16 protein-coding genes are annotated in these 18676 nt (G+C 72.1%); 7 read left to right on the forward strand and 9 right to left on the reverse strand.

The features are described from left to right. Window positions 1-25: 25 nt before the first annotated feature. Window positions 26-676, forward strand: coding sequence for a hypothetical protein (locus tag ACGFIM_RS11545; RefSeq protein ID WP_393198382.1), 651 nt, complete (start codon window positions 26-28; stop codon window positions 674-676). A gap of 1146 nt (window positions 677-1822) precedes the next feature. Next, complete coding sequence (locus ACGFIM_RS11550; protein WP_393198385.1) at window positions 1823-2410, forward strand: polysaccharide deacetylase family protein; 588 nt, start codon at window positions 1823-1825, stop codon at window positions 2408-2410. A gap of 268 nt (window positions 2411-2678) precedes the next feature. Here ACGFIM_RS11550 and ACGFIM_RS11555 read toward each other — a convergent pair whose 3' ends face one another. Genes ACGFIM_RS11555 through ACGFIM_RS11575 form a run of 5 tightly spaced genes read right to left on the reverse strand, consistent with a single transcriptional unit; the run spans window position 2679 to window position 10064 of the window. Beyond that, window positions 2679-5462 (reverse strand): DUF5682 family protein, encoded by a 2784-nt coding sequence (locus tag ACGFIM_RS11555; protein ID WP_393198388.1) that lies wholly within the window; start codon window positions 5460-5462, stop codon window positions 2679-2681. Beyond that, a complete protein-coding gene (locus ACGFIM_RS11560) occupies window positions 5459-6571 on the reverse strand; it encodes an AAA family ATPase (RefSeq protein ID WP_393198390.1) in 1113 nt (370 codons plus the stop codon). Before ACGFIM_RS11560 ends, ACGFIM_RS11555 begins: the two co-directional genes overlap by 4 nt. A 9-nt stretch (window positions 6572-6580) precedes the next feature. Beyond that, window positions 6581-8134, reverse strand: coding sequence for a VWA domain-containing protein (locus ACGFIM_RS11565; protein ID WP_393198393.1), 1554 nt, complete (start codon window positions 8132-8134; stop codon window positions 6581-6583). Window positions 8135-8142: 8 nt separating this feature from the next. Further along, window positions 8143-9573, reverse strand: a complete 1431-nt coding sequence (locus ACGFIM_RS11570) for a hypothetical protein (protein ID WP_393198396.1) — start codon at window positions 9571-9573, stop codon at window positions 8143-8145. Next, entirely contained in the window at window positions 9573-10064 is a 492-nt protein-coding gene (locus ACGFIM_RS11575; protein WP_393198399.1) for a hypothetical protein, read from the reverse strand. Before ACGFIM_RS11575 ends, ACGFIM_RS11570 begins: the two co-directional genes overlap by 1 nt. A gap of 727 nt (window positions 10065-10791) precedes the next feature. On the opposite strand from ACGFIM_RS11575, the gene ACGFIM_RS11580 reads away from it, so the two are divergent. The 3 genes from ACGFIM_RS11580 (at window position 10792) to ACGFIM_RS11590 (ending at window position 12804) form a co-directional block, all read left to right on the forward strand. Continuing rightward, complete coding sequence (locus ACGFIM_RS11580; protein WP_393198402.1) at window positions 10792-11433, forward strand: GntR family transcriptional regulator; 642 nt, start codon at window positions 10792-10794, stop codon at window positions 11431-11433. Between the two features lie 159 nt (window positions 11434-11592). After that, window positions 11593-11820, forward strand: a complete 228-nt coding sequence (locus ACGFIM_RS11585) for a hypothetical protein (RefSeq protein ID WP_393198405.1) — start codon at window positions 11593-11595, stop codon at window positions 11818-11820. A 6-nt stretch (window positions 11821-11826) separates the two neighbouring features. After that, window positions 11827-12804, forward strand: coding sequence for a catechol 2,3-dioxygenase (locus ACGFIM_RS11590; RefSeq protein ID WP_393198408.1), 978 nt, complete (start codon window positions 11827-11829; stop codon window positions 12802-12804). Here ACGFIM_RS11590 and ACGFIM_RS11595 read toward each other — a convergent pair. From ACGFIM_RS11595 to ACGFIM_RS11610, 4 genes are all read right to left on the reverse strand, one after another. Continuing rightward, window positions 12791-13204, reverse strand: coding sequence for a cupin domain-containing protein (locus ACGFIM_RS11595; protein WP_393198411.1), 414 nt, complete (start codon window positions 13202-13204; stop codon window positions 12791-12793). The two genes, ACGFIM_RS11590 and ACGFIM_RS11595, sit on opposite strands and share 14 nt — an antisense overlap. A 19-nt stretch (window positions 13205-13223) precedes the next feature. Then, window positions 13224-14039 (reverse strand): phosphoenolpyruvate hydrolase family protein, encoded by an 816-nt coding sequence (locus ACGFIM_RS11600; protein ID WP_393198414.1) that lies wholly within the window; start codon window positions 14037-14039, stop codon window positions 13224-13226. A gap of 13 nt (window positions 14040-14052) precedes the next feature. After that, window positions 14053-15288 carry a Tm-1-like ATP-binding domain-containing protein gene (locus tag ACGFIM_RS11605; protein WP_393198417.1) on the reverse strand — a complete coding sequence of 412 codons (1236 nt, stop codon included), beginning with the start codon at window positions 15286-15288 and terminating at the stop codon, window positions 14053-14055. A 111-nt stretch (window positions 15289-15399) separates the two neighbouring features. Continuing rightward, the gene (locus ACGFIM_RS11610) at window positions 15400-16008 is read right to left on the reverse strand and encodes a helix-turn-helix domain-containing protein (RefSeq protein ID WP_393198420.1); all 609 of its coding nucleotides are present in this window, start codon (window positions 16006-16008) and stop codon (window positions 15400-15402) included. A gap of 95 nt (window positions 16009-16103) precedes the next feature. Here ACGFIM_RS11610 and ACGFIM_RS11615 point away from each other — a divergent pair, with 95 nt between their 5' ends. Both ACGFIM_RS11615 and ACGFIM_RS11620 read left to right on the forward strand, forming a co-directional pair. Continuing rightward, window positions 16104-17564 (forward strand): NCS1 family nucleobase:cation symporter-1, encoded by a 1461-nt coding sequence (locus ACGFIM_RS11615; RefSeq protein WP_393198423.1) that lies wholly within the window; start codon window positions 16104-16106, stop codon window positions 17562-17564. Beyond that, window positions 17561-18289 carry an aspartate/glutamate racemase family protein gene (locus ACGFIM_RS11620; RefSeq protein ID WP_393198426.1) on the forward strand — a complete coding sequence of 243 codons (729 nt, stop codon included), beginning with the start codon at window positions 17561-17563 and terminating at the stop codon, window positions 18287-18289. Before ACGFIM_RS11615 ends, ACGFIM_RS11620 begins: the two co-directional genes overlap by 4 nt. Window positions 18290-18676: the final 387 nt, after the last annotated feature.

The raw sequence follows: 18676 nt of genomic DNA on the forward strand, positions 1-18676 counted from the left end.
TTCCGCCGCCCACAATCATGGGCCGGTGGATTACTACCTGATCTCCGCGACCGCAGGCGATCGCACGCCCGCGGGGCTCCTGGTCGAGGAGTTCGTCCTGTGCGAGGACTACACGGCGGCCGGAATCGACGGCGCCGAGTGGAGACCGGAGATCCGCGCCTGGTCCTCCTCCGCCGAGCTGAGCCGTGCCATCCGCGCCGACAGCTCACTGCGCGGACGGGTCACGCCGGTCAGCAGGCAGCAGGCGTGCGACGCCTTCGCCAGGATGGGCGGCGGCGTGCTGCCCGAGGAGGCCGGGCTGCGCACGCTCTTCCAGGAGCGCCGCACACTGCCCACCACCGCCCCGCTCGACCTCGGCGGCTCGGGAGCGCGCCGCTACCGCATCCTGTTCGCCGGCGAGCTGGGCGCCGACGGCCTCGCCAACGCGCGTACGGCGCTGCGGCTCACACCCACCACCGGTGACCCGCGCGTGGTCGGCACCGCGTCGGTCAGGTCCGGCGGCCACGGCTTCACCTGGGAGCTGCGCCGGATCGGCGCCGGCATCGCCTGGTGCGTGGACGTCACCGCCAGGCTCGGCTCCGGCCCGCTGACCGCGCTCGGCGCGCTGCTGCACCACCACCGCCAGGCGGTACGCGAGCAGGGCCTCATCCCCGTCACCGTCGAACGCTTCGCCTGAGAGACGCCGCCCACCGGCCGGTGAGCGTCACATCCGCGCCCTCATGAAAGCGCGGGCAGGACACACGCGGAGTGACGCTGAAAGGTGGCTCACCGGCCGGAGCGCCGGACGACCGGCTCGGCGGGGCCGGGCCGGCGAAGAAGGCGATGCGCAAGGTCTTCCCCGGCCACTGAGCCACACGACCGCGACTGGCTCCTCGGCGTAGCGCTGTGGTCGTCCGCGGGCCCGGCGGCGGCTGCACCGAGATCGAGCGTCCGGTGGCCGAGGAGGAGGCGGCGATCTTTCGAAACCGGGCCTTCCCCGCGAACCATGAGCGAACGGCCGTAGTCCAACCCGTTGGGTACGGTCCCGGCCACCTCGCCGGGACCTCCGCTCAGGGGGCGCACCGGGGGCGGTGCGCGAAGGGGGAACGGCATGAACATCGGCGCGCCACCGCGCCGGCCTGGCCGGGCCGGGGCGAGACGGGGGACGGCGGGAGCACTCGCACTGGCCGCCCTGCTGGCGGCAGGTTGCGACACGACCAGGCTCAGCGGCGGACGAGACGGGGGCGACGGATCCGCAGCGCGGTCCCGGACGGCCCTTTCGGCGGAGTCCAGCACGAGATCCGGCGATTCCGGCACCCGGACATCGACCACCCCGACCAACGCACAACCCGGAACGAAATCCGGCGATCCCAACACCCGGACATCGACCACCTCGAACGGCTCGCAGTCCGGGACGACATCCGGCGATGCCACCGCGCGAACATCAGCCACCTCGACCGGCTCGGGCACCCGCAAGGCGGCGTCCTCTCCGCAAGCGCAAGCCGACGCGCGCGCGACTTCCGCCTCAGGCGGCACGCCGGGCCGCACTCCCGCCCCGGCTTCTCCGCCCGCCAGGGCCCACGCCGACGTGCTCGCCCGCACGCCCGCGCCGTCCGGCTCGGCCGGGACGCAGGCCGACGCGGGTGCCCGCTCGCCCGCGCCGTCCGGAACACGGGCGGCTGCGGGCGCCCGTCCACCCGCGGTCTCCGGCAAGGGCGGCACCGTGGAACGTTCCAGCGGCCGGGCAGGTGAGAGCACGCGGAGCGGTTTACCGGCCGGGGCGGCGCAGGCTTCGGGGAAGGCGGGCGCGGCACGCCCGGTCGACTGCCGCCGGGTGAAGTGCGTGGCGCTGACGTTCGACGACGGGCCGGGCGCGTACACGGACACGCTGCTCGGGCACCTGGCTCGGTACCGGGCGAAGGCGACGTTCTTCGTCGTCGGGCAGAACGTGGCGGCGAACCCGGGGATCGTGCGCAAGGCATACGCGGCGGGGCACGAGATCGGCAGCCACACCTGGTCGCACCCTGATCTGACGAAGCTGACGGCCGCCGGGGTGCGCGCCCAGCTCGCCCGTACCGACCATGTCGTCAAGGCGGCGACCGGGGTGGCGCCGAAGCTGGTCCGGCCGCCGTACGGGGCGGTCAATGCCACCGTCCGCCGGCTGACCGGGCGGCCGCTGGTGTTGTGGAGCGTGGACACTCTGGACTGGCTGCACCGCGACAGCGGCAAGGTCGTCCGCAAGGCCGTCGGGTCCGTACGTCCGGGCAGCGTCATCCTCTTCCACGACATCCACCCGACGACGGTGCGGGCGATGCCCCGCATTCTCAAGATCCTGTCCAAGCGCGGCTACCGGTTCGTCACGGTGAGCCGGCTGTTCAACGGCAAGCCGCCGAAGACCGTCTACAGCGCCGCCCGCGCGGGCAAGAGCTGACCGGCGGCTCACCGAGCCCCGGCCTCGGTCCCGGCGCGGGCTCCCCGGGCGAACGCGCACGGTTCCCGGAGGACCCCCGCGCCGGGCTCCCGCACGTCCTCGCGCGGGGTCGCGAGAATTCGTCGCGTCCGATGAACCGGGGCCGTGCCGCCGCCGTATCTCCTCGTGTCAGCGGTGATCGCACATGAGATCCGACGAGAAAGGATGCGGCCGCGGTAGCAGGGACACCGCGCAGGCCGGTCGGCCCGGCCTGCGCGGGCTGCACGGTTCACCCCAGCAGCCCGGCCACCGCCAGCGCCGGCTCAGGGTGAGCCGCCAGCAGCGCCGCCACCTGCGGATCCGCGCCGGATGCCGCGCTCTCGCCGGACGCGCGCCACTCGCCGGAGCAGCCCAGCACCTCGGCCATGGCGTCGCAGGCCGCAGGGTGGGCGCGCAGCAGCGCCGCCACCGGACCGTCCGCCACCGGAGCCGCGGCGGGCACGGCGGGCTTGGGGCTGACGGTCCACGGCGGCACCCAGGAGTCCACCGCCGCGAGCGCCCCGGGGAACGTGCGTCCTGCCTCGCGTACGAGCATCGGCATCAGCTCGGCGGCGCCGTCGCGCAGCGCGGTGATGAGCTTCGGCAGCCACGGCAGCAGCACGCGGTCCGGCAGCCGCCCGAACGCCTTCGAGATCACCTCGACCACGAACCCCGACAGCGCGGGCACCGGCTCCAGGGCCTGGACGAACCCGATGACGTACTGCGGGAACGACGGGATCACCAGCGGGTTGGCCAGCAGCTCGTCGCAGCGTGCCCGCAGCTCGGCCGGGGGCAGCAGGCCGAGCCGGTGCTGGGCCGCCCACAGCAGCGCCACCTTGGCCGGCGACTCGGGGTGCGACTGCTGCACGGCCAGCTCGAGCTGGGCGCGGTCGCAGCCGAGCGAAAGCGCCAGGCTCTCCATGTGGAACAGGAAGCCGAGCATGGCCCCCACCTGCCGCACGCCGGTGTCGTCGTCGACGAACGCCGTGGGCAGCAGGGTGCAGTAGTGGGCGTAGCCGGACGTCACGAATCTCTTGCACCACGCGGGCAGCTCCGGCTCGGTGGCCCGGTAGTGGGCGAGCAGCCGGCGGATGCGGCGCAGCACGTCGGGCGCGTCGTCCACGCTCCGCTCGGACGCGAGCAGCTCGACCGCCCGCTCCCCCAGCTCGTCGGCGAAGCGGCGGCCGCCGAGGAACAGGATGGCGTCCTCGACCGCCGCGAGCGCGACGGACGCGGTGGCCTTCGGATGCCACACCGCGCGCCGCAGCCGCTGCTCCAGCACCTGCTCGACGGTGACGCCCTCGTAGCCGAGCTCGATGATCGAGCGCTGGTACTTGCCGATCGCGACGTCCCAGCTCTCCTGGATGGAGCGCTCGCCAAGGCGCCGCTCCCCCATGATCGGCCGTACGGCGTCGGACGGCAGCAGGTAGCGCAGCATCCACAGCACGTCGGAGCAGGGCCGCAGCTCGGGCTGCGCGGTGAAGTCGAGCAGCGCCCGCTGGATCGTGCGTTTGCTCAGGTCGAGCCCGAGCGGGGCGAGCCGGTCGTAGACGTCCCTGGCCAGCGGCGGCAGCGCGTCGTAGCCGACCTCGCCGATCTTGTCGCCGCCTAGCAGGATCTCGCAGAGCCGCCGCACGTCGCGCCGTCCCGGCACGACGTCCTTCTCGATGCAGGTGACGGCGGCGTCCTGGAAGTCGTACGGGGTGGGCCTGGCGCGGTTGCGCATGCCGGCCAGCAGGATCGAGGTCTCGTAGACCGCGATCGCGTCGGCGGTGCTGGCGAGGTAGCCGTTGCGGCGGGCCAGCCTGACGATGTCGACCGACCAGCCGAGGAGTTCGGCCTCGTCGAGCGGGTCGAGCGCGGGCGGCCGCGACAGGAACCCGGTCAGCTTGTCGGCCACCTCGCCCCGCGGCGCGGGCGGCGGCAGCTTGGCCTGGCGCTTGCTCCGCTTGCCCGCCGCGCCTTTCTGCCCGGCCGGCCGGAACGGGGTGAGCCTGCCGCGCGCCAGCGCCTTGTTCCAGGTGGCCGCCGCGATCGACACCGAGCCGGGGGCCAGCCCGAACTGCGCCTCGATGGCCGAGTGGCTGGACGGGATGAGCCCGTACAGCCATTTCGTGCCGGTGCGCGGGCTGATCTCGAACGTGGCCGTGGACCTCAGCCCGAACTGCTCGACCCGGCTCGCGGCGTGGAAGGCGCCGCAGACGTAGAGGCAGTCGGCGGGGTCGGCGCCGGATGCGGCCAGGTGCTCGCGCATCCTGGTCCACATGTAGCGCTCGCGGTCCTCGTCCACGGTCAGGCGCGCGTCGCCCTCGGGGCGCAGCCGGCGGAACAGGCTGCCGATCAGCACCATGACCTGGCGGTAGGTGTCGTAGTCCGCACCGGACAGCGGCTGCTCGACGTACTGGTCCCACCACTCCGACCAGTGGCGCACCTTGCCGTGGTGCAGCAGGTGCTCCTCCAGCTCGGCGAAGCGGGGCCGCAGGTCGCCGAGCTCCACGCCGACCGCGTCGCCGTGCAGGCCCGCGCCCTCGTCGGGCTTGGGCTTGTGCTCCTCGCCGGGCGCCCACTGGAAGACGTGGTCGGTCGAGCGGTCCACCAGCACCAGCTCGACGCCGGGGGTGTCCAGCGCGTACGCGATGGCCTGGTATTCGGCGGAGGCCTCCGTGATGGGCGCGACCACGCTGAGCGGCGCCCACGACTTCGGGAACCCGTCGAGGTCGGTCGCGAACGCCTGCACCGCCACCGGCAGCTTGCAGTTGCGCAGCTCGGTGAGCAGCGGCTGCAGGTCCTCGCACAGCTCCAGATAGATGACCTTCGGCTGCTTCTCGCGCAGCCTGCGCACCATGGCCAGCGCCGAGGCCGGCGAGTGGTGGCAGACCGGGAAGATCTCCAGCTCCTCGCGCAGCGCCCGGTCGACGTCGTCGACCATGCCGGACAGGATGCCGGCGACCTCGACGGGACCGCCGGCGAACGTCTCGGCCGCGGTGAGAAGCTGCTCGCGGAGCGAGCCGAAGGGGCTCGTCTGATCGATCATGACAGCGTCGCGATGGCCTGCCGGCCGCCCTCGAGGAACTCCGGCCACTCGCCGCCCTCCTTCTTGCTGCGCGGCTCGACCACGCCGTGCCAGTACTTGTTGAGTATCGCGAGGTCCTCGGGGCTGCGCCGGGCCAGCGAGCCGACGAGCGAGCTCGCCAGCGTCTGCGCGCGCAGCACCCGGTCGCCGAAGAAGTGGCTGTGCAGGATCGCGTCCTCCAGCACGCCGATCTGCTCGGCCGTGGACAGCGCCGACTCCAGCTTGTCGTCGTCGCCGGTGGCCGACGCCGCCGCCGAGCGCAGGTCGGCGAAGCTCTGCAGCAGGATGTCGAGCAGCGTCGGCGGCAGGTCCAGCTCGATCTGGTGGCGGCGCAGCAGCTCCTCGGTGCGGAAGCGGACGATCTCCGCCTCGCTCTTCTTGTTGGTCACCACCGGGATGCGCACGAAGTTGAAGCGCCGCTTGAGCGCCGACGACAGGTCGTTGACGCCCCGGTCGCGGCTGTTGGCGGTGGCGATGATGGAGAAGCCGGGCTTGGCGAAGACGATGTTGTCGTCGTCCAGCTCGGGGATGGAGACGTACTTCTCCGACAGGATCGAGATGAGCGCGTCCTGCACGTCGCTCGTCGAGCGGGTCAGCTCCTCGAACCGGCCGATGACGCCGCGCTCCATCGCCGTCATGATCGGCGAGGGGATCATCGACTCGCGGGACTGCCCCTTGGCGATGACCATGGAGACGTTCCACGAGTACTTGATGTGGTCCTCGGTGGTGCCGGCCGTGCCCTGCACGACCAGCGTCGAGTTACGGCAGATCGCCGCCGCCAGCAGCTCGGCCAGCCAGCTCTTGCCGGTGCCCGGGTCGCCGATCAGCAGCAGGCCGCGGTCGGAGGCGAGCGTCACGATGCTGCGCTCGACGAAGCTGCGGTCGCCGAACCACTTCTGCGGGATCTCCCTGTCGAGCCCGTCGGCCCGCTCGGAGCCGAGGATGAAGATCCGGATCATGCGGGGGCTGAGCCGCCACGAGAACGGCTTGGGCGCGGTGTCGATCGACTCGAGGTAGTCGAGCTCTTCGGCGTACTTCACCTCTGCGGGCGCGCGCAGCATGTCGGTCATCGTCATCTCCTAAGCGAGGAAGTTCTTGAGCTCGGTCACGAGCTTGCGGATGTGGCCGGAGAGCACGGGGGTGCCCATGGCCTTGAGCTTCTGGCGGTACCAGGGGTCGACGCTCGCGTGGCCGGAGCTGTTGACCGAGCCGACGGGGATGAACCTGACCCCCGAACGGTGGATCGCCTCGAAGTCGTTGATCAGTGAGCGGTCGTCGTAGAAGTCGGAGATCCACACCAGCACGGTGTTGCGCGGATCGCTGATCTTCGGCCGGGCCAGCGCCATCGCGACCGTGCCGTCCGTGCCGCCGCCGAGCGTGGTGCGCAGCAGCACCTCGAACGGGTCGTGCACCCACGGGGTCAGGTCGAGCGCCCTGGTGTCGTACGCGATGAGGTGCACGTCGACCTTCGGCAGCCCGGCGAAGATGGACGCGAGGATCGTGCAGTTGACCATCGCGTCGACCATCGACCCCGACTGGTCGACCACCACGATCAGGCGGGCCGGGGTGGTGCGGCGGGCGGTCTGCTTGTAGTAGAGGCGGTCGACGTAGAGGCGCTGGTCTTCCTCGTTCCAGTTGGTGAGGTTCTTCCAGATCGTGCGCTCGACGTCGAGGTTGCGGAACACCCGCTTCGGCGGCACCGACCGGTCGATGTGGCCGACGCCGGCCTTCTCCACCTGGGTGCGCAGCACCTGCGCCACCTCGTCCACGAACCTGCGGATCAGCGCCTTGGCGTTGGCCAGCGCGACGCCCGACAGGTTCGACTTGTCGTGCAGCAGCTGCTCGATGAGCGACATGCTGGGCGTGAGCCGCTTGGCCAGCGCCGGGTCGGCCAGCACCTCGCGCAGGTGCATGCGCTTGACCAGGTCGCCCTCAATGTTCGCGAGCACCTTGGCCAGCTCTTCGTCGCCGGCGCGGTGACGCAGCCCGCCCGGCTCGCAGCCCATGCCGCGCTCGAACCAGGCCGCATCCGCCTTCCAGCTCTCCAACCGGGTCGCGGTGACGTTGCCCGAACCGGTGGCGAACACGTTCAGCAGCAGCTTCGACACCAGCGCCGCGCGGCGCACCTCGCCGCCGGGGCCGTGCTCCTTCTCCGCCATCAGGTCCTGGAAGTCGGCGGCCAGCTCGGGGAAGCGCTGCACGAGGTTGTCGATCGAGACGCCGGGGTCGAGCAGCGCGGGCGGCAGGCCGAGATCGCCGACGATGCCGACGCTCGCGGTCTCCAGCGCGGCCTCCTCCTCAGGGCTGAACAGCCGCGACAGCAGCCGCCAGTAGAGCACCTGACGCCGCGTCTGCTCCGGGCTCTGCCCACCGCCATCGGTCACCACGAGGGAGCCGCCTCCGGCCACCCCAGCGGCCCCCTCCCCGGCCACCGCAGAAGGACCCTCCCCGGCCACCGCAGCAGAGCCGCCTCCGGCCACCGCAGGAGAGCCGTCCTCGGGCACCGCAGGAGAGCCGTCCTCGGGCACCGCAGGAGAGCCGGCCGGCGGAATCGCCTCGCCGCCCGGCGGAGCCGCGTTCTCGGCGAGGTCGGTGAGGTCGGTCGGTTGCGTGAGCTCGGTGTGTTCGCTCATGTGCTCGCTCATTTGCGCAGCAGCCGTCCCGCTCGTTCGCGCAGCACCGCGACCACGTCACCGGACTTCGCCTGGGCCTTGACCACCTTGGGGTCGGTGGGGCCCTGCGCCCAGTCGCCGATGTGCGCGGCGACCGGCTGCTTCTTCACCGTGGCCTGCACGCCCAGTGGCTGGAGCGTCCATCGCCCGGCGTCCCAGCGCAGCAGCCCGACGCAGGCCGTGGACGCCTTGAGCAGCGCGGGGGTGAGCGGGCCGCAGGAGGGCAGCCGGTCGAGGTCGAACGCGATCACGTGCTCGCCCAGCGTGAGCGAGCCGCCGTCGCTCTTGTAGCCCTCGACGAAGACGGGCTCTGCGATGCGTACGGGATGACGGTCGAGCGGCGTCACCGCGGCCGCCATCGCCACCGGGAGCTGGAGCCTGGCCACCGCGAGCGGGTCGGCCTCGTCGCCCGCGCGGGCCTTGTCGTCGTGCCAGATGAGGTCGCCGCCCGGCAGCAGCGGCATGCCGGTGATCTCCAGGCTGCGGTGCTCGGCCAGCGCCGCGAGCAGCGTCGGGTGCCCGCCGAACAGCCGCCACACGGTGGGGCCGACGATGGTGTCGACCTTCGCGGCGGCCACGCTCGTGCGCACCAGCCGCGCCTGCCCGCCTCCGGAGGGCTCCAGGACGGCGTGCACCTGGACGCGTACGGCGGTGGCGTGCTCGTGCACGTCGGCGCCCAGGATCAGCAGCCGGCCCGACACCTCCTCGGCCGCCTCCCGCCACGGGCCGCGCTGCGCCAGGAGCATCGCCCGCGTCCACAGGTCGGCCCAGCGGCGCGCGGGGACGCGGTCCATCGTGGCGACCGGCGAGGAGGCGCGCAGCTCCGCGGCCAGGCCGTCGAGCAGCACCGCGAGGCCGCGCAGCGCAGGCTCGGCGAGCAGCGCCTCGATCGTCTGGTCGGCGGAGGAGACCAGGTCGTGATCGACCCCGCGCCAGCCGGTGATGGCCAGCTCGCGCAGCCACGCCCGGCATCCGGCGAGCAGCCCGGCGTCCTGACCGACCTCCGCCCGCTCGAGCCCGGCACGGACCGCGCCCCCGGCGCCCTGATCTGCCCCCGCCCGCTCGAGCCCTGCGCGGGTGCGGCCGAGCGCCGCGTCGAGCCGGTCGAGCAGCGCGTCGTGCACCGCGCCGAACAGCGCCGCCCTGCCGCCGGCCAGCGCCGCCAGATGTTCGTCGGACACCGGGCCCGCCGCCACCTTCGCCACGGCCTCCGCCGACCGCTCGCCGATGGGAGTGCCCGCCAGCGCACCCGCCAGGGCGTTCAGCGCCTGCGCGCGGTCCTCGCCGAGCCGTGCCAACCCGTACGTGAGCGCCTCGTCGAACCCCGCCACCAGGGCGAGCGCCTCGTCCACCCCCGCGGGGGCGGCGCTCACCAGCTCTCCGAGCTGTACGTCGAGCATCACCGCACCGCCCCCGTCGCGGGGAACCAGTGCAGCTCCGCCAGCGGATCGGCGCTGTCGGGCACCTCGAGGTAGGCGAGATGGCGCAGGAACCTGCTGAACACCACGGCCGCAGGGGTACGCTCGACCGGCCCGTTGACGTGGGCGATCAACGAATCGCCCGGCGGCACCTCGATGCGCAGGTAGCGGGCCACCCGGTCGAGCCCGTACTGGACGACCGCCTCGTCCGCCAGCGCCTTGATGTGCTTGCACGCCTGGCTGTAGAGGCCGCCGCAGGGGCGGTTGTTGTTGGTGCTGCAGCTCAGCGCGAGGGAACCGGCGGTGATCGACGAGACGTAGACCCGCTCGATGTCGGACCCGCTCGACACGACGCCCTGCAGCCGGCCGTCGGCCAGCTCGACGAAGGGCACCTTCGCCGGCTTGCGCGGCTGCACGGGCGGCACCACCCGCACCGCGCTCCGCTGCTCCCACGCGGTTGCGTCCGCGTCCACGATGTCAGAACCCCCTAACCCCGGCCGGATTCACGAGCGCAGGCGGACATGCCCGGATCCGTACGGCCGGCTGATCAATTGATCGTGGAACCTACCGAAGCCGACCGACAGAACTGAGCGAACCGATCAAGCCCGCAGGTGGGCCGCCTCCGCGCACCGGCAGGAGGGCTTCTGGGGGTGGGCGAAGAGGCTCTCGGGGTAGGTGAGGCAGGCTCCCACACGCGCGTTGGCCGCTTCTTCGGGAGGTGACCCGCTCCTGCTCGGGAAGTGACGCGCTGCTGCGCGCTCTTCGCAAGGTGAGGTGCTACTGCGCGTTTTCCCGGGAGGTGACGCGCTACTGCGCGCTCTTCGGGAAGTGAGGCCCTACTGGGCACTCTTCGCGAGGTGAAGCGCTGCTGCACGCAGGAACGACGTCAGCGCCGCCGCCCACGCGGCGCTCCTGGCAGCGGATCGGCCGATGGTGGCGGCGTGCGTGCTCATTTCGGCCGTCATTGGAGCGCCACGGCTCGCGTCGTCGCGGGACGCGGAACACGGAGCAGCGGGGCGGCGCGACAGGAAGCGGGGCGGAGGGACGCGGAAGTCCCTGGGCTCGCCGTCCCTAGGGACGACGTCTTGGGCGCGGAGTCGCTGGGGTCGGAGTCCCAGGCGCCGACGTCTCTGGGCGGCCGGAGATTGTTCATAATATTGTCGAACAAAACACCGACCCGATCAGCGCCGGGAGGATCGCGTGACCGCAGGGTCCCCGCGCGGGGAGACGCTGACCGACCGGCTCAGGGCCGCCATCCTCCGCGGCGACTTCGTGCCCAACCAGCGGCTGGTCGAAGCCGACATCTGCGAGCAGTTCAGCGCACCGCGCGCCGCCGTGCGCGAGACGTTCAAGGAACTCGCCGGCGAAGGGCTCGTCGAGATCCTGCGCAACAAGGGTGCCAGGGTGCGCGCCATCTCGAAGGCCGAGGCCGTCGAGATCACCGAGGTCCGGATGGTGCTCGAAGGCCTGTCGGCGGCCAAGGCGGCCGAGCGGGTGACGCCTGAGCAGGCCGGTGAGCTGCGGCGGCTGGTGGCCGGCATGCGCACCGCCGTCGACGCCGACGACCTCGACCGCTACTCCGAGCTCAACGCGGCCCTGCACGCCAAGGTGCGCGAGATCGCCGACCACCGTACGTCGGCCGCCATCATCGAACGGCTGGGCGCGCAGGTGGTCCGCCACAGGTTCCGCCTCGCCCGTCAGCCGGGGCGGGCCGCCGTGTCGTTGCCGCAGCACGAGCTGATCGTCGCCGCCATCGTCGCCCGCGACCCGGAAGCGGCCCAGACCGCCATGCAGCAGCACCTCCGCAGCGTCGCGAGAGCCCTCGAAGCCGTCCCCGACTGATCGCCGGCCTCGCGTGGGAGGGCCCTCCGGCCGCAGGACGCGCGATTTCGTCGACGACATCGTCGTACATCAGCGCCGCAGCCGCCGGGCAGGGCCGGTGAGACAAGACTGATCGCGGAAAGTGTTGACAATCGATCATCAGGCTCTTAGCGTCGGCGCGTGACCACGGCTGAGGCGCCACCCCGCGCCCTCCCGGTGATCAGCGCCCACGCGGGCGGCCTCGTCCGGCGGGCGGCCGGGGCGATCGTGCACGCCACCGGCCGCGGCGAGCGCGCCACGGCGGTCGGTCTCGGCTTCGGCGAGCGCGCGGCGCCTGCGAAGGGCCGGCCGCACGGCTGTCAGCGCGCGTGGGACCGTCCCCCCGACCCCCGAGCCGACGGAGCATGATCTGCCATGAACGCCCTGCTGCACGACGTCGCCCACCTCGGCCACGTCGAACTGCTCACCCCGGAGCCGGAGCGGAGCCTGTGGTTCTTCACCGACGTTCTCGGCATGACGCAGGCGGGCGCGGACGGCGACTCGGTCTACCTGCGCACCTATGACGACTACGAGCACCACAGCCTCACGCTGACCGCTCACCGCACCTCCGGCATCCGGGCGACGGCCCTGCGGGCGAGCAGCCAGGAGGCGCTCGACCGCCGGGTACGCGCGATCAAGGACGCGGGGCTCGGCATCGGCTGGCGCGACGGCGAGCCGGGGCGCGGCCCGACGTACGCCTTCCGCGACCCCGACGGCCACGAGCTGCGCCTGTACTGGGAGACCGAGTGGTACGAGCCGCCGGAGGAGCTGCGGCCCGCGCTGAAGAACCAGCCGCAGGCCTACCCCTCGCACGGCGTCGGCATCCGCCGCCTCGACCACGTCAACTTCCTGGCCGCCGAGGCGGAGGCGAACGGCGCGTTCATCCGCGACGCGCTCGGCGCCCGGGTGACCGAGCAGATCAGGCTGGACAGCGGCCGCATCTCCGCCCAGTGGCTGCATTTCGCGAACAAGTCGTACGACATCGTCTACACCGACGACTGGACGGGCACGTCAGGGCGGCTGCACCACCTGGCGTTCGCCACGAACACCCGCGAGGACATCCTGCGCGCCGCCGACATCTGCCTGGAGAACGGCGTCTTCATCGAGACGGGCCCGCACAAGCACGCCATCCAGCAGACGTTCTTCCTGTACGTCTACGAGCCCGGCGGCAACCGCATCGAGCTGTGCAACCCGCTGACCAGGCTCATCCTGGCCCCCGACTGGCGCACGATCACCTGGACGGAGGCCGAGCGCGCCAAGGGCCAGGCGTGGGGCCTGAAGACGATCGAGTCGTTCCACACGCACGGCACGCCGCCGGTCGAGCCGAAGGACGAGGGGGTCAGCCGAGCTTGACGGCCCAGCTCGGGTGCTCGCCCGGCGGCAGCTCGGCGAAGCCGGGCAGCTCCCGCAGCGCCTCCTCCGCGCCGCCCGGCGTGTACGTCGCGATGATCCGCAGGGGACGCCACCCGGTGTTGAACGTCGAGTGCGGCGTCCCCATGGGGATGTAGACGGCGTCACCCGCCCTCACCTCGAACTCGGGCTCGTCGCCGACCGTCTGCCGCCCCTCCCCCTCGATGATGTAGAGCACCTCGTCGGAGGCGGGGTGCTGGTGGCGCTCGTGACCCTGGCCGGGGTTGATGATGACCTCGCCGAAGGTGGACGACGCGCCCGGCACGGAGGCCGGGGTGACGTGCCACTTGATCGAGCCCCAGTCGAAGATCATGGTCGGTACGTCGTCGGGCCTGCGGTGCATGGACGGTCCCCTTCGATCGTCACAGGGCCTTGAAGGCCCGGAGCTGGTCGGCGATGGCGCGCTCGGCGGGCAGGCGCTCCATCGAGGAGGCGCCGAAGAAGCCCGCGATGCCCTTGGTGTGCTCCTGGATGAAGCGGACGTCGTCCGGCTCGGCGATGGGCCCGCCGTGGCACAGGACGATGATGTCGGGGTTGACGGCCACGGCGGCGTCGTGCATCTCCTGCACGCGGACGGCCGACTCCTCCAGGGTGAGCGCGGTCTTGGCGCCGATGCTGCCCTTGGTGGTCAGCCCCATGTGCGGCACGAGGATGTCGGCGCCGGCCTCGGCCATGGCGGTGGCCTGCTCGGGCGTGAAGACGTAGGGCGCGGTGAGCATGCCGCGCTCGGCGGCCAGCCGGATCATCTCGATCTCCAGGTCGAACCCCATGCCGGTCTCCTCCAGGTTCGTACGGAAGACACCGTCGATGAGGCCGACCGTGGGGAAGTTCTGGACGCCGGTGAAGCCCATCGCCGCGAGCTGGTCGAGGAACTGCGGCATGAGCCGGAACGGGTCGGTGCCGCAGACCCCGGCGAGCACGGGCGTGTCCTTGACGACCGGCAGCACCTCGCCGGCCATCTCGACCACGATCGCGTTGGCGTCACCGTACGGCAGCAGCCCGGCCAGCGAGCCGCGCCCGGCCATCCGGAACCGGCCCGAGTTGTAGATGATGATGAGATCGACGCCGCCGGCCTCGGCGGACTTGGCCGACAGGCCGGTGCCCGCGCCGGCTCCGATGATCAGCCGGCCCGCGTTCCGCTCGGCGCGCAGCCTGCCGAGCGCCTCTTCACGGTTCATGGCGTGTCCTCCCTCATGACGTCCCCTTCTGGATGAGCTCGTGCAGCCGCTCCGCGGCGGCGACCGCGAACGCGGGGTTGTTGATGTCGTCGGCGCTCTCCACCACCTGCACGTCGCTGCCCGCCACGGCCGCCAGCACGGCGTCGAAACAGGCGGCGTCGGCGGCCGGGTCGTGGAACGGGCCGCCGGGCACGTCCACGGCGGAGACGCCGCCGCGCGGCACGAACAGCGCGGTGGGCCCGGTGGCGGCGGCCAGCTTCGCGCCGATGCGCCGGCCCAGCTCGGCCATCTCCTCGGGCGTCGTCCGCATGAGCGTCACCGTCGGGTTGTGCACGAGCAGGTTGCGGTCGCGGAACCGGTCGGGCACGGTGTCCATCGGCCCGAAGTTGACCATGTCGAGCGCGCCCAGGCTGACCACCTGCGGCACCCCGGCGGCCCCCGCCGCGGTGAGCCGGTCCGGCCCCGCCGACAGCACGCCGCCCACGAGGTCGTCGGCCAGCTCGGTGGTGGTGAGGTCGAGCACCCCGGCGAAATAGCCGCTCGCGATCAGCGCCTCCATGGCCCGGCCGCCCGAGCCGGTGGCGTGGAAGACGATCACCTCGTAGCCCAGCTCCTCAAGGCGCGCGCGGGCGGCGTCCACGGCGGGCGTGGTGACGCCGAACATCGTGGCCGCCACCAGCGGCCGGTCGTCGCCGGTCGGCCCGGTACGGCTACGGGCGTCGTACGCGGCGGCCATCCCCGCGATCGCGGCGGCGGCGTTGCCGAGGATCTGCCGGGAGATCGAGTTGACCCCGGCCACGTCGACGACGCTGTACATGAGCGTCACGTCGCTCTGCCCCACGTACGCCGACACGTCGCCGGAGGCCATGGTCGAGACGAGCAGCTTGGGCAGGCCGACGGGCAGCGCCGCCATGGCGGCGGCCGCGATCGAGGAGCCGCCGCTGCCGCCCAGCGCGAGCACGCCGCTCAGCCGTCCTTGCTCGTGGAGGTCGCGGACGATGCGCGCGGCACCGGCGGCCATGACGCGCAGGGCCGCGCCCCGGTCGCCCGCACTGCGCAGGCGTTCCAGGCTCTCCCCGCCCGCCTGTGCCACCTCCTCGGCCGGGATGTCGGGCGCCGGCGTCCTCGCACCGGCCATGACGCCCGTGTCGACGAGGACGACCTCCTGTCCCGCCGCCGCGATCAGGTCGCGGACGTAGGCGTACTCGGCGCCTTTGGTGTCGAGCGTGCCCAGCAGTAGTACCGCCATGCCGGTCTCCTTCAGGGACGACGCGTTCGCTGCCATCCGACAGCCTGCCCAGCGGCGCCGTGGCTCACGCCTGCGACATCGCGCCCGTGAAGGAACCGGTGGAGGAGCAGGTCAGCGGCCATGCACGATCAGCCAGGTGGCGACGGCGGTGACGGTGCCCGAGCGGTTGCCGATGATGTGGGGGCGGCTGCACGGGAACGTGATCGAGTCGCCCTCGGCCAGCGTGACGGTCTCCGACTCGAACTCGATCGTCAGCTCCCCCGCCGTCACCGTGCCGACCTCGTAGCCCTCGTGGCGCAGGAAGCGGCCGTGCGCGGTGGAGACCGCGTGCGGCGGATAGGTGGACTCGAAGAACTCGACGTCGGGGGTCGGGCCGGGCGAGAGCCTGCGGAACGTCACTCCCCCGCCGAGCCTGATGGGCGCCGTCTCGCCCGCCCGCGCCACCAGAACCTCGCCCCCGGCGTCACCGCCGGGCGGTCCCGGCTCGTATCCGTCGAAGACCGCCGCGAGCGGCGCTCCGATGGCCGACACGTACGCGATGAGCCTGCTCACCGAGGGCCGCATCGTGCCGCGCTCGATCTGGGACACCGCGCTGGGCGAGATGCCGAGCTCCCTTGCCACCGCCCGCAGTGACTTGCCGGACTCCGTGCGCAGCTCCCGCAGCCGCTTGCCGAGCCGCTCGCCGCTGATCGCCTCCAGGCCCTCCATGGCCTCCGTCACACGTCTTTAACACTTGCGCAATCGGGCCGCACGCCCTCAAGTGTTAAGTGATGGCTTAACACCGTCCGGCGACCCTCCCCCCAAGGATGCCGCACATGACACAGCCCACCGTCGCCCAAGCCCCGCCCCACGACCCCCGGCTCACCAACGCCGACCTCGCTCCACTGCCCAAGCAGACCTGGTCGTCGTACAACATCTTCGCCTTCTGGATGTCCGACGTGCACAGCGTCGGCGGCTACGTCACCGCGGGCAGCCTGTTCGCGCTGGGCCTGGCGAGCTGGCAGGTGCTCTTCGCGCTGCTCGCCGGCATCGTCATCGTCAACGTCTTCTGCAACCTGGTGGCCAGGCCGAGCCAGGTCACCGGCGTGCCGTACCCGGTGATCAACCGGGTGGTGTTCGGCGTGCTCGGCGCGAACATCCCGGCCATCGTGCGCGGCTCCATCGCCATCGCGTGGTACGGCGTGCAGACCTACCTCGCCTCGCAGTCGCTCATCATCATCTTCCTGAAGTTCTGGCCGGCCACGGCCGCGCTCAACGAGCCGACGTTCCTCGGCCTGTCCGCGCTCGGCTACATCTGCTACGCGATCCTGTGGGTAGCGCAGGCGGCGGTGTTCTGGCGCGGCATGGACGCGATCCGCCGCTTCGTGGACTGGGCCGGGCCCGCCGTGTACGTGGTCATGCTGGTGCTGGCCATCTACCTGGTGAGCCGGGCCGGATGGGAGAACATCAGCCTCGACCTGTCGCAGGGCGAGAGCCTCGGCTTCGCCGAGTCGATCCCGGTCATGCTGAGCGCGATCGCGCTGGTGGTGTCGTACTTCTCCGGGCCGATGCTGAACTTCGGCGACTTCTCCCGCTACGGCCGCTCGTTCGAGGCGGTCAAGCGCGGCAACCTCCTCGGCCTGCCGGTCAACTTCCTGTTCTTCTCGCTGCTGACGGTCATCACGGCCTCGGCCACGGTGCCGGTGTTCGGCGAGCTGATCACCGACCCGATCCACACCGTGCAGCGCATCGACACGCCGTTCGCGATCCTGCTCGGCGGCCTGACGTTCGTGATCGCGACCGTGGGCATCAACATCGTGGCGAACTTCATCTCACCGGCGTTCGACTTTTCCAACGTCAGCCCGCAGCGCATCAGCTGGCGCACCGGCGGGATGATCGCGGCGGTCGGCTCGGTGCTGCTCACCCCGTGGAACTGGTACGGCAACCCCGACGCGATCCACTACACGCTCGGCCTGCTCGGCGCGCTGATCGGGCCGCTGTTCGGCATCCTGATCGCGGGCTACTACGTGTGCGCGCGGCAGCGGGTCTCGGTGGACGAGATGTTCACGATGGACCCGGGCGGGCGCTACTGGTTCACCAAGGGCTACAACCCCAACGCCGTGTGGGCCACGGTGGCGGCCGGGGTGCCGGCCATCGCCGCGGTGCTGGTGCCGAAGTGGGTCACGGCGGTCGAGCTGACCTGGCTCGCCGACTTCAGCTGGTTCATCGGCTGCGGGCTCGGGTTCGTGGCGATGATGCTGCTGGAGCGGCGCGCACCGAGGATCATTCCCGCATGACCCGTATCCGCGTGATCAACCCGAACACCGCCCTGGCCATGACCGAGTCCATCGGCCGCTGCGCCAGGGCGGTGGCCTCGCCGTCCACCGAGGTGACGGCGGTGAGCCCGGCCATGGGGCCGGAATCGATCGAGAGCCACTACGACGAGGCGCTGGCGGTGCCGGGGGTGCTGGCGGAGATCGCGAAGGGCGAGCGCGAGAGCGTGGACGCGTACGTGATCGCCTGCTTCGGCGACCCCGGCCTGGACGCGGCGCGCGAGCTCGCGGCGGGCCCGGTGCTGGGCATCGCCGAGGCCGCGATGCACGCCGCCACGATGGTCGGCAGGACGTTCAGCGTGGTCACCACGCTGGCCAGGACCACCGGCAGGGCGTGGGACCTCGCGCACCGGTACGGCTTCGCCGCCGCCTGCCGGGGCGTGCACGCCTGCGAGATCCCCGTGCTCGACCTGGAGAAGCCGCCCGCCCGCGCGGCGGTGACCGAGCTGTGCGCGCAGGTGGCCGAGCGGGACGGCAGCGACGCGATCGTCCTGGGCTGCGCGGGCATGGCGGACTTCTGCGCCGAGGTGTCGCGGGCGACGGGCGTGCCGGTGATCGACGGGGTGGCGGCGGCGACCCGCTTCGCCGAGTCGCTGGTGGCGCTCGGCCTGCGGACGAGCACGCGCGGCGAGTACGCCCGCCCCCGCCCCAAGCGCTACTCGGGCCTGCTCCGCGACTTCACGATCTGAACGGCCCCCACGCCGGCCCGCCCAACGCCCCGACACAATCGCGCACCCAGGCGCGCCCGGCACTGCCCAGGCGCGCCAACACACCACAGCACACCTCCCGACGCGCCTGACCACCCCGGCGTCACCCCACGGCCCCCAGCGCAGCCCGGCGCGCCCCTGGCGTGGCGCGGTCGGCGCTCCCTCCCGGCCTGGCGTGGTCGGTGGAGCACAGCCCGGCGCGCCCCTGGCGTGGCGCGGTCGGCGCTGCCTCGCGGCCTGGCGTGGTCGGTGGGCTTCATGGCCCGGATCCGCGGGCGTTTCTGACTCACAGGTCTTGACCGGCTCGACATGGCGGGGTTACTGTCGGCACACAACTGACAGGAAAGTTTCCTAATAGTTGATCCCGGA

Origin of the sequence: Nonomuraea sp. NPDC049309, from assembly GCF_043196965.1 — a bacterium.
In the GTDB taxonomy this organism is placed as follows: Bacteria; Actinomycetota; Actinomycetes; order Streptosporangiales; family Streptosporangiaceae; genus Nonomuraea; species Nonomuraea fastidiosa.

Bases quoted from the DNA above. Each gene is read 5' to 3' on its own strand.
- ACGFIM_RS11555 (WP_393198388.1), bottom strand. From the start codon at position 5,462: ATGATCGATCAGACGAGCCCCTTCGGCTCGCTCCGCGAGCAGCTTCTC.
- ACGFIM_RS11560 (WP_393198390.1), bottom strand. From the start codon at position 6,571: ATGACCGACATGCTGCGCGCGCCCGCAGAGGTGAAGTACGCCGAAGAG.
- ACGFIM_RS11565 (WP_393198393.1), bottom strand. From the start codon at position 8,134: ATGAGCGAACACACCGAGCTCACGCAACCGACCGACCTCACCGACCTC.
- ACGFIM_RS11570 (WP_393198396.1), bottom strand. From the start codon at position 9,573: ATGCTCGACGTACAGCTCGGAGAGCTGGTGAGCGCCGCCCCCGCGGGG.
- ACGFIM_RS11590 (WP_393198408.1), top strand. From the start codon at position 11,827: ATGAACGCCCTGCTGCACGACGTCGCCCACCTCGGCCACGTCGAACTG.
- ACGFIM_RS11595 (WP_393198411.1), bottom strand. From the start codon at position 13,204: ATGCACCGCAGGCCCGACGACGTACCGACCATGATCTTCGACTGGGGC.
- ACGFIM_RS11600 (WP_393198414.1), bottom strand. From the start codon at position 14,039: ATGAACCGTGAAGAGGCGCTCGGCAGGCTGCGCGCCGAGCGGAACGCG.
- ACGFIM_RS11605 (WP_393198417.1), bottom strand. From the start codon at position 15,288: ATGGCGGTACTACTGCTGGGCACGCTCGACACCAAAGGCGCCGAGTAC.
- ACGFIM_RS11615 (WP_393198423.1), top strand. From the start codon at position 16,104: ATGACACAGCCCACCGTCGCCCAAGCCCCGCCCCACGACCCCCGGCTC.
- ACGFIM_RS11620 (WP_393198426.1), top strand. From the start codon at position 17,561: ATGACCCGTATCCGCGTGATCAACCCGAACACCGCCCTGGCCATGACC.